Origin of the sequence: Butyrivibrio sp. VCB2006, from assembly GCF_000420945.1 — a bacterium.
Lineage (GTDB): Bacteria > Bacillota > Clostridia > Lachnospirales > Lachnospiraceae > Butyrivibrio.
The window spans coordinates 83,654-97,511 of record NZ_ATVX01000010.1; the positions used below are offsets into that span (position 1 = coordinate 83,654).

At 41.2% G+C, this 13,858-nt stretch carries 13 protein-coding genes; all 13 read right to left on the minus strand.

What is annotated here, in order from left to right:
- Positions 1-20: 20 nt before the first annotated feature.
- On the minus strand, positions 21-1,046 hold the full coding sequence (locus G613_RS0111150) for a DUF2953 domain-containing protein (RefSeq protein WP_029232714.1): 1,026 nt from the start codon (positions 1,044-1,046) through the stop codon (positions 21-23).
- An 18-nt stretch (positions 1,047-1,064) separates the two neighbouring features.
- Positions 1,065-1,394, minus strand: coding sequence for a hypothetical protein (locus tag G613_RS0111155; protein ID WP_029232715.1), 330 nt, complete (start codon positions 1,392-1,394; stop codon positions 1,065-1,067).
- A gap of 129 nt (positions 1,395-1,523) precedes the next feature.
- Positions 1,524-3,065 carry a peptidoglycan D,D-transpeptidase FtsI family protein gene (locus G613_RS0111160; protein WP_242826139.1) on the minus strand — a complete coding sequence of 514 codons (1,542 nt, stop codon included), beginning with the start codon at positions 3,063-3,065 and terminating at the stop codon, positions 1,524-1,526.
- On the minus strand, positions 3,001-4,386 hold the full coding sequence (locus tag G613_RS0111165; RefSeq protein WP_242826140.1) for an FtsW/RodA/SpoVE family cell cycle protein: 1,386 nt from the start codon (positions 4,384-4,386) through the stop codon (positions 3,001-3,003). Before G613_RS0111165 ends, G613_RS0111160 begins: the two co-directional genes overlap by 65 nt.
- A 17-nt stretch (positions 4,387-4,403) precedes the next feature.
- The gene (locus tag G613_RS0111170; RefSeq protein ID WP_029232718.1) at positions 4,404-6,719 is read right to left on the minus strand and encodes a peptidase U32 family protein; all 2,316 of its coding nucleotides are present in this window, start codon (positions 6,717-6,719) and stop codon (positions 4,404-4,406) included.
- A gap of 56 nt (positions 6,720-6,775) precedes the next feature.
- Positions 6,776-7,189: a cell division protein ZapA gene (zapA, locus tag G613_RS0111175; RefSeq protein ID WP_029232719.1), complete on the minus strand. Its 414-nt coding sequence runs from the start codon at positions 7,187-7,189 to the stop codon at positions 6,776-6,778.
- Between the two features lie 69 nt (positions 7,190-7,258).
- Positions 7,259-8,290, minus strand: a complete 1,032-nt coding sequence (ruvB, locus tag G613_RS0111180; RefSeq protein ID WP_029232720.1) for a Holliday junction branch migration DNA helicase RuvB — start codon at positions 8,288-8,290, stop codon at positions 7,259-7,261.
- 41 nt (positions 8,291-8,331) lie between these two features.
- Positions 8,332-8,964: a Holliday junction branch migration protein RuvA gene (gene ruvA, locus G613_RS0111185; protein WP_029232721.1), complete on the minus strand. Its 633-nt coding sequence runs from the start codon at positions 8,962-8,964 to the stop codon at positions 8,332-8,334.
- A 131-nt stretch (positions 8,965-9,095) separates the two neighbouring features.
- Positions 9,096-9,587 carry a GNAT family N-acetyltransferase gene (locus tag G613_RS0111190; RefSeq protein WP_029232722.1) on the minus strand — a complete coding sequence of 164 codons (492 nt, stop codon included), beginning with the start codon at positions 9,585-9,587 and terminating at the stop codon, positions 9,096-9,098.
- Between the two features lie 234 nt (positions 9,588-9,821).
- Complete coding sequence (locus tag G613_RS0111195) at positions 9,822-10,139, minus strand: hypothetical protein (RefSeq protein ID WP_029232723.1); 318 nt, start codon at positions 10,137-10,139, stop codon at positions 9,822-9,824.
- 228 nt (positions 10,140-10,367) lie between these two features.
- Entirely contained in the window at positions 10,368-11,399 is a 1,032-nt protein-coding gene (locus tag G613_RS0111200) for a branched-chain amino acid aminotransferase (protein WP_029232724.1), read from the minus strand.
- A 150-nt stretch (positions 11,400-11,549) separates the two neighbouring features.
- Positions 11,550-12,932 carry an AI-2E family transporter gene (locus G613_RS0111205; RefSeq protein ID WP_029232725.1) on the minus strand — a complete coding sequence of 461 codons (1,383 nt, stop codon included), beginning with the start codon at positions 12,930-12,932 and terminating at the stop codon, positions 11,550-11,552.
- Positions 12,933-12,968: 36 nt separating this feature from the next.
- Positions 12,969-13,799, minus strand: coding sequence for an Mrp/NBP35 family ATP-binding protein (locus G613_RS0111210; RefSeq protein WP_029232726.1), 831 nt, complete (start codon positions 13,797-13,799; stop codon positions 12,969-12,971).
- Between the last annotated feature and the right edge of the window lie 59 nt (positions 13,800-13,858).

Sequence of the window (13,858 nt, forward strand, 5' to 3'; positions counted from 1 at the left end):
CACACCTCCAACGATCCCCATCATGAATTTAAAATCTTTTTAAATCTCTTGATGACTTTTTTCACATCTTTATTAAAGTAGCAGACGCACACACAATACAGTACTGTAAACAAAGTAATGTGCCCCTTAAAATGAGCATCTGCATATATAACTTTCCTGTCAAAATCCGGCCTGAATGATACGCTCTTAAAAAGAACAGGATAAAGAGCTCCGAAAACCGCCATTGCCTGCGCTGTATCTGCAGGATCCCCAAGTCCAAGCATTATATCTACCTTGGATTTATCCGGCAAAATCATCTTGATAAGCTTGATTAATTTGCCCTTAACTAGCTCAAATGCCCGCTTGAAAATATCGTTTTCAAGTGTAGTTTTTATCATCCCTATCTTACCACAAACTCTAGATATTGTATATTGGATTTTCGAAAGCACATTTTGTGGCGTTTTTAGAATATTCTCAATCTTATCAAAGATGTCTGTAATTATTTCTATAAGAGCCTTATCCTCATCCTCAGATTCTACCTTCTGATCATCGTCTGAATCTTCATTACCTGATTCAGCATTACCTTCTGAAACATAATCGGTATCAATAGCTGTCCCTGATTCTTCTGTATTCTCTTCTTTAGGAGCAGAATCAGTTTTTGGCTCCTCTATATTTGTATCGGATTCTGAAGCTGATTCTTTATCATTTTCAGCTTCGTTTTCTTCCTTATCTTTTTTCTTCTTATCCTTTTTGCCCTTCTTATCTTCCTTCTCAGGCTTTTCTTTTTTCGGTAAAATTTTTATTCCAAGAATCCTTACCGTAAACTCTTTATTCTTGGGATATTCAATTCCACCGCTGACAAAATGCAGAAGCCAGGAAAACTTGGCCGATCCAATAATCTTTTCCAGGTCAAAGCCCTGATCCAGATCTGTTTCCGGAATAGTTCCATCAAGTTTGTATCTGACCGGAACAAACAAAACAAGAATAAGCAAAACAATTACCGCCGCCAGAATAACAAGCAGCGTAATTCCTATTATCTTAAGTACAGTTAGTATCCCCGTAAGCATATACTGCTCCCAACAATATTATTCTTGCATCAACAAATAATCCATAAGTCTTCCATCCATGCCTACTTCACTGGCATCTCTGGATATCTGGAGGACTATTTCAACCGCTTCATTATAGCTGGATGCAATTCCATAAATTAGTACGGGATGTTTGCGATAGTACTGCTGTTTGAGGAAAGCACAATGAATTATATCAAGCTGATCATTGTCATCCATAGCTTTGGTCACGCAAAAGACATTAAACTGACCACTCCCTGTATAAAGCTTCCACTTTACCAGAGTTCTTTTTTTGACACTATTCCCCCAATATAGATTCTTGTAGAATCGGCAAAAGCCACCTTTTCTCATTACTTATCTCTTCCCCATAACTAATTCCATAAGTAAAATCCAAACTATAATTTAGGTTTTACCACTTAATCTATAATATCATAAAAAACATAATTCCATCGAAATAATCACTCAGATTCCTCTCGGTTTTCATTCCGCATCGAAGTATGCGTCAAACAGTCTCTTGGCAATAGGAACCGCATAGCTTCCGCCGCTTCCTGCATCCTCAACAATGATAGTTACGCAGATTTCAGGGTCCTCTGCCGGAGCATATCCTGTAAACCAGGCATGTGAATCAGAGGTTGATGAATTGTACTCTGCGGATCCTGTCTTACCGGCTGCTGTATAGGAAAGCCCCTTCAATTTGCTGGCAGTTCCCTTTTGAACTACTTCTTCCATCATTCCTCTGAGGATATCGGCCTCATTTTTGGCCATAAGCCTCTTATATGATTCAGAAGAAAAATTCTTAACAACCTTGCCTGTTTCGCTCTTTACACTTGATACAAGATAAGGCTTCATCAGCACTCCGTCATTGGCGATGGCGCAGGTTATCATGTTCATGTGTATAGGTGTAACGGATGTTGTTCCCTGTCCGATGGAAAGCTGCATCACATCATCCGAGGTGGTTGAGGAATTATACACTGCTGAGCTCTTTGCATAATTCATAGTCAAAGGAAGTTCTGTGTTAAACAAAAGGTCATCCAAAGTGTCGTCAAAGGTAGCTCTTTTGACATCAAGTCCCATGTTTGCAAAGGATGAATTGCAGGATTTGGCAAAAGAACTGGCGAAATCCACCGATCCGTGATTCTCACCGTGGAAGCAGGATATGGTATTGCCTTCATAGCTAAAATGACCATTACAGTTAAACTTATAATTCTGGTAACTGCTCTGGTGGTCCCTTAAATACGCAAGAGCTGTAACTATCTTGAAGGTTGATCCCGGAGGGTAAAGACCCTGTGTGGCTCTGTTAAGGAGCTTGGCATCAGGTGATGTATCCGCGATCATGCTATCCCATTCAGCTGCAATCGTATTGGGATCATAGTCAGGCTTGGATACCATTGCCAGTATTTCACCGGTCTTGGGATTAGACACAACTATAGCTCCCTTTCTTGCTGATAATGCATTATAGGCAACTTCCTGAAGGTTAACATCGAGAGTTGTATACACATTATCTCCCGGGTATTTAGACCCTTGCGCATCTAGCTTAACCTTATCCTGAAGGTCAATGCTGGTATTGATAAGATAATAGTTAGCTGCTGATTCAATTCCGGCCTTTCCGTTCGTTGAATATCCCACAACATGGGCAAATTCCTTATCATAAGGATAGACTCTCTTATCCTTGCCGTTTTCATCGGTGGTTGTATAGGCCAGAACATCTCCGTCTCTTGATAGGATCTTTCCTCTGTAGTTCTGATTAAGAAGTATCTGCTGTCTTGTGTTATAACTGTTGTTAAGCAGAACCTGCTTATTCTTGTAGGCGTAATTGCAGATGTATCCTATAAGAGCCACAAAAAGAACGCAGTAAAAAGAGCCAAGAACTATAATAGGCTTAGATCTTATCTTCTTTTTCTTGCGGGGCCCGTCATTCTGTCTTTTGACCGAAGTCTTTATTCTGTTTTCGTCTATATTATCTTTCTGTATTCTGAACTGGTCTTTCATATCTCTGTTCCTGTCTGCGGCGATTAGCTTCAAGTTTCTTTCTTCTCTTTTCCCTTGCCTCGTAAATCTCATCCTGCCTGATCATGCAGATGCCCTCCGCGATCATTATCAGAATAATCGAAACTAGCACCGAGGTTCCCCCATAGCTTACAAGGGGAAGAGTAACTCCGGTAAGAGGTATAAACTTGGCACCGCCTCCGATTGTAAGGAAGGTCTGGAAAATATAGGCCACCGCTCCGCCTGTAATTATCAGTCTGTAGAATCTGTCTCTGATGTAATAGCCCTCCATCATCATCATGATAAATGTGCTGACGCATATAAGGGCCATGAGAACAGCAAAAATAACTCCGAGCTCCTCCGCTATGGCCGAGAAAATAAAGTCCTGTTCAACATAAGGAATGGACTTTGGCGAACCACCATAAAGTCCCAGTCCAAACCAGCATCCGCTGCTGATACCAAACAGAGACTGCGACAGCTGATAGCCTGTCTTTTCTATGTCGCTGAAGGGATCAAGGAAAGCCTGAACCCTGACTCTTATATGGGAAAAGAGATTGTAAGCCAGTACACTCGCAATAATTCCCGCAGCAAGTCCTGCCCCCAGGTACCCTATATTCTCAGTGGAAATATAGATAAGCGCCAGATAAATCACAAAAAAGATCAGGGCACTTCCAAGATCCTTGGAAAGCACCAAGATTATCACATGTGCCGCAGCAATAACAGATATAAGGAAAAGCTCAAACAGGCCTTCTGCCTGATACAGTGCCGCCGCCAGATAAAATATAAATACAATTTTGACAAACTCTGAGGGCTGGAAAGTTATTCCCGCAATAGTGTAAGCAATCTTGGAGCCATTGGTTGTAGCTCCCAAGATCAGTACTATTCCAATCAGCACTATTCCAACGCCTGCATAAATCCAGGTGAACTTCTTGAGAAAATTGAACCTGAAAATCAGTTCAGGCACAAAGAATCCCACGATAAAAGAAGCTGTGATGATAAAGAACTGCTTGATTGCCTTGTCATAAGACAGTCTTGTTAGAATGATCATTCCAATCATCAGAAGCATACAGCAGTTGTTTATTATCAGCTTATTACCGTCCGGATATATCAGATAAAAAAGTGTTATGACAGATGCAAACACTATGATTTGAAAAGCAAAAAAGAACGCGTATCTGGCCTTTCCCGTCCTAGCCAGAATCTGTACAAAGCAGGCTATCTGCACTGAGAACATGCAGATGATCTGCCTTATGTATAAGCCCTTTCTCTTTTCCTCATTCTTTTTGGCCAATGCTATAAATGCCTCAAGAGTGTACAGGAAAAGAAAAAGAGTTATCACATATTTTGATATTTCAGTCACATATAATTCCATATGTCTTATTCTACTTCGCGCTTAAAGTGACCTGTTGTATATCCCTTTTGATCAAGAGCGTCAAATGCGCTCTGATTCCCATGTAAATAGGCCCCACAAACTAAAGTACTTTCCTCCATACTTTCAGTTGTAAGATCAATCCTAAAGTGATCAAACAACTCCATGTTTCTAATATTATCAAGCTTTTTGTGCAGTGATGTCGGATGTGCATTCCAAATCACATTGTAACAGTTCCTGCAATTGGTTGTAACCGGCAGAACATTCCCCATCCTGTCTACCAGATTCATTTTTTCCCGATTGAACTCATGAAGCTTTCCGCTGCATTTATCCAAGGTCTTCTTTACACATCCGGCACTTACCATCATAGGAGTTCTGCCGTAGATATTGTAAGTTCTCGGAATATTTACGTTTCCATCCAAAGCTCTTGAAAGCTCCTTGGCTTCATGGATTGTAAGTTCAAGGGGCACTGAAATCTCAGCAATATCAAGGCTCTTTTTAGCATCAGCAAGTTCCTGCAAAAGAGCTGCCGCCTGATTATTCCATACATAAACGCCGTAATCCGTGATGATAAGTCCCTTGTAGTCCTGCGCCTTGATAAATCCAAGCTGTTCAAGGTTTCTAACAAGGACTCCTGAAAAGCCCTTTGAATCACCTGTTTCAAGAATTGTACGGATATCCTTTGTACCATCGAATTCTTCCGTTCTTGTCACAAAAGGAAGCGCAACTACAAACTCTGCCCTTTTACTGTCTGCCAGAGACTTGATGTTCGCTGCAAGTTCATCTTTCAAACTAAAGAACAGATCACTGTCCACATAAATCCTGATCATCTGATCATAATCTTTAATTGAATCAAGAACAGCCTTAAACTGATCAGCTTTATTTACCAGGATATGGAAATCACCGTGGTGTTTACTCCTGTTCTGACCACTTTCAGCACCTTCTGATTTACCGCCTTTTTCTTTCTGGAATGATGCATCAGGTCCGGATTCAGTATCTAAAGAAGCATCGCTTTCTCCGGTAAGCTTTGGCAGCATCTTATCTACCAGTTCTCTTCTTAGTTCATTAAGCTCACTGGCGGGAACAAAGATGCCAGCAGCATTACCCATATCCTCTATTACAACGTTAATAGCTTCTGCTTCAAAAGGCGTATTTCCAAGTCTATCCAGCTGCTTGATCACCGCAGCTTCATCCATAGGTCTTTTTGAAGCAGCTTGTACAGTGCTGCCGGTAACAGTCTCTACAAGCATTTTGCCGTCTTTATCAACTGTCATTGTGACTATTATATCTTCATTCAGTGTAAGATAAGCATCCAATGTACATTTTATCTTCTTTTCTCCCTGAAGGTACTTATCTTTTACCATGTTAAGAACCTTGTCGGAAGTTCCGTTATATGCAGGGGAAGAAATTGTCACCATGTTTCTTCCGTTATGCTGGTGATAATAGCCCTCACTTATACCGGTTCTAAGGTACAGCCCCTTAAGAATCTCCATGTCCTCTTTGGAAACACTGATATTTCCTGTAGGATTTGCATAGTACATATCTATATATTTGCGATAAAGAGCTGTAACTCCGGCTGCATATTCAGGTCTTTTCATTCTTCCCTCAATCTTGAAGGAATCAATCCCAGCTTCTATAAGTTCAGGAATAATGTCTATTGTACACATATCCTTAAGACTAAGAGGATATGTTTCATCGTTGTTCTTAAGGCCCTTCATCTGATACGGAAGTCTACAGGGCTGAGCACATCTTCCTCTGTTGCCACTTCGCTCCCCTACCATGCTGCTAAACAGGCAAACTCCAGAATAGCAATAGCACATTGCTCCGTGAATAAAGGCCTCAACCTCCACATCTGCATCTTCTCTGATTGCCTTCATCTCGGTAAGGCTGAGTTCTCTTGCAGGAACTACTCTGCAACATCCAAGCTCTTTTAACAGCTTTGCTCCGTAAACTCCTGTTACAGTCTGCTGAGTGCTGGCATGAAGCTCAACTTCAGGAAACTCGTCCCTAATAAGGCGCATAACACCAAGGTCCTGAACGATCACGCCATCAAGCTTTTTCTCTGCAAAGGGATGCATAAAATCATACACCTGGCCAAACTCTTTTTCTTTTACCAGGGTGTTAACTGTCATATATATCTTCTTGCCGTGCAGATGCGCATAAGTAATGGCATCCAGCACCTGCTGGGTGTCAAAATTATCGGCATATGCTCTTGCACCAAACTTGGATCCTCCAAGATAAACAGCGTCAGCTCCCGCATTGAAAGCTCCCACCATTGTCTCATATCCACCTGCCGGTGCTAAAAGTTCAACTTTTTTATTCATTCATATATCCTTTATATACAAACAAAAAGGCTGTCGCAGCGACAGCCTCTAAATAATCACTTCTTACTACCAGTGCCTTTTATTTGAGTTTCAAGCTGAATTATCTTCTTGGATGAATCATCAAGTTTACTCTGAAGGTTCTTGCCATTTTTCTCAGTATTCTCCAGCTTGATCTGAGTTGCAATAAGCTCATGCTTAAGATCATAGAGCTCTTTTTCTTTCTCAGAGAGCTGCTCCTCCATGAGCTCTATCTGTTTCTTGGATTTGAAATAGTCATCAGCAATATTCAGCTGCAAAAGAACATTCTGCGTATCAATAGGCTGTCTCTTGAAACCATCAATCTTGTTGTATTCAGCAATCTTATTATTGATATAAGAAGCCACCTTCTGAAGGTACTCCTCACTCTCATAACCACTTAAGGTAAATACCTTTCCCCCGATAATTACCTCAGTATCTGTCTTGGACGCCATAAAAAACTCCCCTCTACATAGCGCGTATAACTACGCATTTAAGTCACTACAATCGACACATTACAGTTATTATATATCAGCGCCCTCGGGCATTTCAAGTCCCAAATGGTGATAGGCAGATTCAGTAACTACGCGGCCTCTGGGGGTTCTGTTAATGAATCCGTTCTTGATAAGATAGGGTTCATAAACATCCTCGATTGTGCCTGCATCTTCTCCTATAGCAGCTGCCAGTGTATCAAGTCCAACCGGGCCTCCGCCAAATTTACCGATCATTGTCATAAGAAGATTTCTATCAGTATGATCAAGTCCCATCTTATCTACATCCATAAGATCAAGGGCTGTATTAGCTACTTTTTCTGTGATCTTACCGTCATACTTAACCTCGGCAAAATCCCGGACTCTCTTAAGGATTCTGTTGGCAAGTCTTGGAGTTCCTCTGCTTCTCTTAGCCATTTCCACAGCACCCTTTTCATCCACCTCGACACCAAGCACCTTGGCTGACTGCATGATAATGGTAGAGAGTTCCTCTATATCGTAGTACTCCATCCTGTGGATCATACCAAATCTGTCTCGAAGAGGCGCTGAGAGCATTCCTGCCCTTGTGGTTGCTCCAATCAAAGTAAAATGAGGAAGGTCAAGCCTGATAGATCTTGCTGTAGGGCCCTTACCGATCATGATATCAATGGCATAGTCCTCCATGGCAGGATAAAGAACTTCCTCTACCTGTCTGTTCAGACGATGTATCTCATCTACAAAGAGAACATCCCCCTCCTGAAGGTTATTGAGAATTGCTGCCATATCTCCGGGCTTCTCAATAGCAGGTCCACTGGTTATCTTGATGTTAACTCCCATTTCAGCGGCAATAATCCCTGCCAAAGTGGTCTTACCAAGTCCCGGAGGGCCGTAAAAGAGAAGATGGTCCAGACAGTCTCCTCTTTTCTTGGCAGCCTCAATATAGATTTTGAGGCTCTCTTTGATTTTCTTTTGTCCTATATAGTTATCAAGACGCTTGGGACGAAGTGATCCTTCAATCTTGGCATCTTCAAGCTTTTCAGTTGTATCCACGCTTCTGGCGGTGGTATTGATCTTTCTTTTTTCCATGGTTACTTCCAATTATTCTTAGTTTGCTTGATTATCAGCTATCAAAACATTTCTTTTAAAGCCAGCTTGAGGAGTTTCTCCGTATCCTCTCCTGCTTCAGGATTTACTACAAGAACCTTTCTTACAGCCTTCATAGAGTCTGTTGAGTTGTATCCAAGAGCAACGAGTGCAGCAACAGCCTCATCTCTAGCTGGATTGATGCCATCTGTCTCGAAGCTTCCACCTGCCATAGCTCCTGCGCCTGCTCCGCCGGATAAGAGCTCATCCTCAGTTACTTTCAGCTTGTCTCTCAGTTCCAGAGTGATTCGCTCAGCGGTCTTCTTGCCGATTCCGGGAGCCTTGGAAAGAGACTTACTATCTCCCGCCAATATGGCAAATCTCAGATCATCAGGTGTCATCACAGACAAAATAGACAGACCGCCCTTTGGTCCGATTCCATTGACCGTGATCAGCATCTTAAATAAATTCAGTTCATCCCTTGATAAAAACCCGAATAACGTAAAGGCATCTTCCTTGACGTTTGTGTAGGTATAGAGTTTGACAGCTTCGCCTATTCCGGGCATTCTGTCCATAGTAGAACCAGATATATTAACGTTGTAGCCAATGCCATTAACATCAACTACAGCGTTCCCCTCTTCAATACTCTCAAGTATTCCATTAACGTACGCGATCATTTATAATCCCCACCAACAAATCATTTCTTTTCTCTAGTTATTCTATCACAGATATTGGTGTCACACAGTGAAAAAGTTGTTAGCTTATCCTGGAATATAATCTTACCTACGACTCACACCGTCCATTATCCTCATCGTAATTTCTTTTCCATCAAAAGAAATCTTCCCTTGCGCCAATCTGCATATCCGCGCTTAATATACCCATTTTTATCATAAAGCCTTAGTGCATACGGATTCTTAGTAAACACATCAAGTCTTACCGAATCATATCCGGCGTCGATGAGCTGCTTCTCAATGTGTTTTAGTACAGCAGCTCCAATCCCTTTATTCTGAAAAGCTGGAGAAACGCAGAATCTGTGAATGATACAGGGTCTTCTGTTTTCCCATTCGCACTTAAGATACTCCTCATCACACTCCTCACTGATGACGTATATAGCAGCAAGCTGAGCATCCTCTAAAGCCACGTACATCGTTTTCTTATTTATATCTTCTTCAAAATCTTCACAGACCGGATAAATATCGTCCCACTGCTCTATTCCCTGTTCTGACATAAGCTGTTTTGCAATTTCTATCATATTGCATATTTCTGACAGGTCATCCATAGTAGCTAATCTATAGTACATCTATATTGTTCTCCTCAGTCACCCTTTATCTTTTCAAAAATCAGATGGTTATAAAAGGCAACCTTCTTGAAGAGATAAAGTGCAAGAGCCTTGTTCCTGCTTATCAGCAGCTCCTCCAACTCACAATAAGATACTTATTACACTATAGCTTGTTTTAGCGCATAAATAAAGGCATATAGCGGATTTTTGTCCACCATATGCCCTATACATCTAACTTATTTCTGCATCAGCTATTTATTTTCCATTATTCTTGGCTTCTTCTTTGAGCAATGCCAGAATCTTGGGATTCTGCATCATCTTTATAGATTCCACAGCGCATCTGTATATCATTGCCATTTCTCTCTGTGCACTATCAGATGTATTACATTTCTTTTCCAATGTCAGAAAATGCTGGATAGCCTTTTCGGCAACTGACTTAGAAATAACCATTCCATTACAATAGAGAGTTCCTGTCTCGGCATCGAATCTCGATTCTTCGTATGAAGTAGAAGCAAACTGCCCTGCTCCCATTGACGCTGCAAGCTGATTAATAAGATCTGACCTATCTGCCATGAATAAAAACCTCCTGTTAAATAAGCTCATTCAATTACACTATTTAATACTACATTTTTCTTGTAACAAGGATGTAAATCCATAGTTAAATTTATATAAAGTTTTTGTCATGTTTGCAAAAACAAAGGCATATAGTAGCTCTCATTTCAGATTGCCACCATATGCCTTATCATCACAAATATACTCTTAAAATAATATAGTTAGTCGTATTATTCTAATTCAATTGAATTATTCGATTACGTGGATCCATCCCTCTGGAGCTTCAATTCTGCCCATCTGGATTCCTGTAAGAGTGTCATAGAGCTTCTTCATAACAGGGCCCATGTCGTCCATGCCGCTAGCGAAGCAAATTTCCTTGCCGTGGTCATTGATCTTGCCTACAGGGCTGATAACTGCAGCTGTTCCGCAAAGCCCCATCTCAACGAACTCAGGAACCTCAGAAAGCTTAACAGGTCTCTCCTCAACGTTCATGCCGAGAACATCTCTTGCAACCTGTACAATTGATCTTCTGGTGATCGATGGAAGGATTGAATCTGTGTGAGACTGTGGAACAACCAGGCCACCATCCTTGGTAACAAAGATGATGTTTGCTCCGCCTGTCTCCTCGATGTAAGTACGAGACTCAGCATCAAGATATACGTTCTCAGCAAAGCCCTCGTCATGAGCTGTTACGATAGCATGAAGGCTCATTGCGTAGTTAAGTCCGGCCTTGATGTTACCTGTTCCGTGTGGAGCTGCTCTGTCGAAATCTGAAATCTTAACAACGATTGGCTTAGCGCCGCCCTTGAAGTATGGTCCAACAGGAGTAACGAAGATTCTGAACTGATACTCATCAGCAGGCTTAACTCCGATTACATTTCCTGTAGCAAACATAACAGGTCTGATATAAAGTGTAGCGCCGCTTCCGTAAGGTGGAACCCAATCCTTGTTAGCAGCTACGACTTCTTCTACTGCCTTGATAAATCTATCCTCAGGAAATGCTGGCATCTCAAGTCTCTTGGCTGAATCAACCATTCTCTTGGCATTGAGGTCAGGTCTGAAAGTAACAATCTTGCCGTCCTCTGTCTCGTAAGCCTTAAGTCCCTCAAAACACTCCTGTGCGTAGTGGAGAACACCTGCGTCCTCACTAAGAGTTACTGTAGAATCCTCGGTAAGAGTTCCCTCGTCCCACTTGCCATCCTTGTAATTTGAAACATAGCGCTTATCAGCTACCATGTAGCCAAATCCGATATTAGCCCAGTCTAGATTTTTTTTGCTCATAATACTGTCCCCTTCCAAAATTAAGATGCCCGGCATCCTTTTTTCATCACGCTTATCTTCACACTTTAATGCGTTGACGTACTAATATTATTCTCAATTATATACCTTTGAGTCCCCACGTCAACCCACAATATTCATTAAAATTCACTATTATTTAGTACTGTCATCCTGCTTCTTTTCATTTTTCTTGGGTTGGAAATTGAAATGGAACAGCTTCTTGAATGCGGAAGAATTCTTCCTTGCATTGTGCTTGGTGTTGTTCTTGTCACTAAGAAGCTTGTACTCTCCATATTCTATATAAGCAAGATCCGTGTATTCGTTAGAAACTGTTGAAAGTCCTTTTTTGGTAAGAAGGACATTTGTAATTCTTGAAACCAGTGCATAGAACACAGCAAAAATCGGAACGCCCACAAGCCATCCAACAATTCCCCAAAGGCCACCGAAAAGAGTAATGGCAAAGATAACCCAAAAGCTCGAAAGACCTGTAGAGTTGCCAAGAATTGTTGGTCCTAGGATATTTCCATCAAATTGCTGCAGAATAATTACAAAAATAAGGAATACCAGTGCACTTACAGGATTGATAAGAACAAGGATAAGTGCTCCAACTCCTCCACCGATGTAAGGTCCAAAGAAAGGAATAATATTTGTAACACCTACAACAACCGAAATCAGTACGGGATATGGAAGCTTTAAAAGCATGCATCCGATATAGCAGATAACACCGATGATCAGTGAATCCACCAGTTTGCCACCAACAAATCCCTGGAAGGTGTAATTAGCGAATCTAAAACCACTGATTAGCTCATTGGCATTTTCTTCATTAAAAATGGCATAGGCCATCTTCTTACCCTTAGTGGTAAATCTTTCCTTGGAATTAAGAACGTATATAGCCACAATAAAGCCTACCACCAGATCAAAAACAACCTTGATACCGGAAATAAAGCTTCTGGATGCATATCTTACAATGTTATTGGCATTGACCTTAAGAACAGGCATAACCTTCTGAGTCACATAGCTACTAAGAGTTGCGTAGTAACTATCCAGCTGTGAATCAATAAACTGCTGCAGATCAGGGTTATTTGCCAGGAAAAGATTTGAATACTCATCAATATAATCCCTGTAGACAGGAAGATTAGCCGCAATTTCTCTGATACTGCTAACAAGCTGAGGAATAATGACTCTGAACAGGCTATAAAGCAGCAGCATAAAAACAGTCATGGTAAGAAGAATAGAAATCTTACGCATCTGTGCTCTCTTTTTATGATCTGCAGTTGCAGCGATTGAAACATCGATATTTCTCTTTTTATAAATCGGAATCAGTATTCTATGCTCAATCCCCTCCATTAAGGGAATCAGAATGTATGCAAGTACAATACCGATAATAATTCCGGAAAGAGAATCTACTATCTGCGATAGGTTCTTGGCTAGCGATGTGCCTTTGAAGATCACATAATATGCCAGCATAACGCAAACGCTAAGTACAAATGCAGTAATAGCCCAAGTCACTTGATTTTTCTCAGGTTTCATTTTCATAACAGCTTACCCCAATACTCTTTTGTCAAAAGAAATTTACTCTTCGGAGCCTATCATTCCCTCAAGTACATATACAAGGCTGTCCATGTACTCATTCTCAATGTTCTCAGCCTTACCGGCATCGCAAAGACCTGCGATAGAAGGATCAAGAGGAAGTCTTCCAAGAACATTAAGTCCCTTGGAAGCAGCATACTGCTCGATCTTACTCTCACCAAAGATGTTGATTGGCTCTCCGCAGTGAGGGCACTTCATGTAGCTCATATTCTCAACAATTCCAAGAACCGGAATATTCATCATATTGGCCATGTTGATAGCCTTCTCAACGATCATCTCTACCAGCTCCTGAGGAGTTGATACGATGATGATTCCGTCAACAGGAAGTGACTGGAATACTGTAAGAGGTACGTCACCTGTTCCCGGAGGCATATCCACAAACATAAAGTCCACATCGCCCCAGTTAACATCTGACCAGAACTGCTTTACGATGCCTGCAATAACAGGGCCTCTCCATACAACAGGGTCTGTCTCGTTATCCATCAGCATGTTAAGTGACATAATCTTCATTCCGCCCTCTGTTGTAGCAGGAATGAGAAGCTGATTCTCATCGGCATAGTTTGCTTTTCCGATACCAAACATCTTAGGGATTGAAGGACCTGTGATATCAGCATCCATAATTGCTGTCTTGTAGCCTTTTTTGCTCATAGCTGTAGCTGAAAGTCCTGTAACAAGGCTCTTTCCTACACCGCCCTTACCACTTACTATACCTATTACCTTTTTGATATGTGAAAACTCAGAAGGCGCTACTCTAAAGTTCTCCTCCATCTGTTTCTTAAAATCTTCAGGTTTTTTACCGTGTCCGTTTGACATTGCTTAAAATTCTCCTAATACATATTATTTATTGTGTCGCATGTCATATTTGCAGAAAC

What these genes read in the sequence shown, in the direction of transcription:
- G613_RS0111190 (WP_029232722.1), bottom strand. Translation starts at nt 9,587, where the DNA reads ATGTACTATAGATTAGCTACTATGGATGACCTGTCAGAAATATGCAAT.
- G613_RS0111205 (WP_029232725.1), bottom strand. Translation starts at nt 12,932, where the DNA reads ATGAAAATGAAACCTGAGAAAAATCAAGTGACTTGGGCTATTACTGCA.
- G613_RS0111170 (WP_029232718.1), bottom strand. Translation starts at nt 6,719, where the DNA reads ATGAATAAAAAAGTTGAACTTTTAGCACCGGCAGGTGGATATGAGACA.
- G613_RS0111150 (WP_029232714.1), bottom strand. Translation starts at nt 1,046, where the DNA reads ATGCTTACGGGGATACTAACTGTACTTAAGATAATAGGAATTACGCTG.
- G613_RS0111200 (WP_029232724.1), bottom strand. Translation starts at nt 11,399, where the DNA reads ATGAGCAAAAAAAATCTAGACTGGGCTAATATCGGATTTGGCTACATG.
- G613_RS0111155 (WP_029232715.1), bottom strand. Translation starts at nt 1,394, where the DNA reads ATGAGAAAAGGTGGCTTTTGCCGATTCTACAAGAATCTATATTGGGGG.
- ruvB (WP_029232720.1), bottom strand. Translation starts at nt 8,290, where the DNA reads ATGGAAAAAAGAAAGATCAATACCACCGCCAGAAGCGTGGATACAACT.
- G613_RS0111210 (WP_029232726.1), bottom strand. Translation starts at nt 13,799, where the DNA reads ATGTCAAACGGACACGGTAAAAAACCTGAAGATTTTAAGAAACAGATG.
- G613_RS0111195 (WP_029232723.1), bottom strand. Translation starts at nt 10,139, where the DNA reads ATGGCAGATAGGTCAGATCTTATTAATCAGCTTGCAGCGTCAATGGGA.
- ruvA (WP_029232721.1), bottom strand. Translation starts at nt 8,964, where the DNA reads ATGATCGCGTACGTTAATGGAATACTTGAGAGTATTGAAGAGGGGAAC.
- zapA (WP_029232719.1), bottom strand. Translation starts at nt 7,189, where the DNA reads ATGGCGTCCAAGACAGATACTGAGGTAATTATCGGGGGAAAGGTATTT.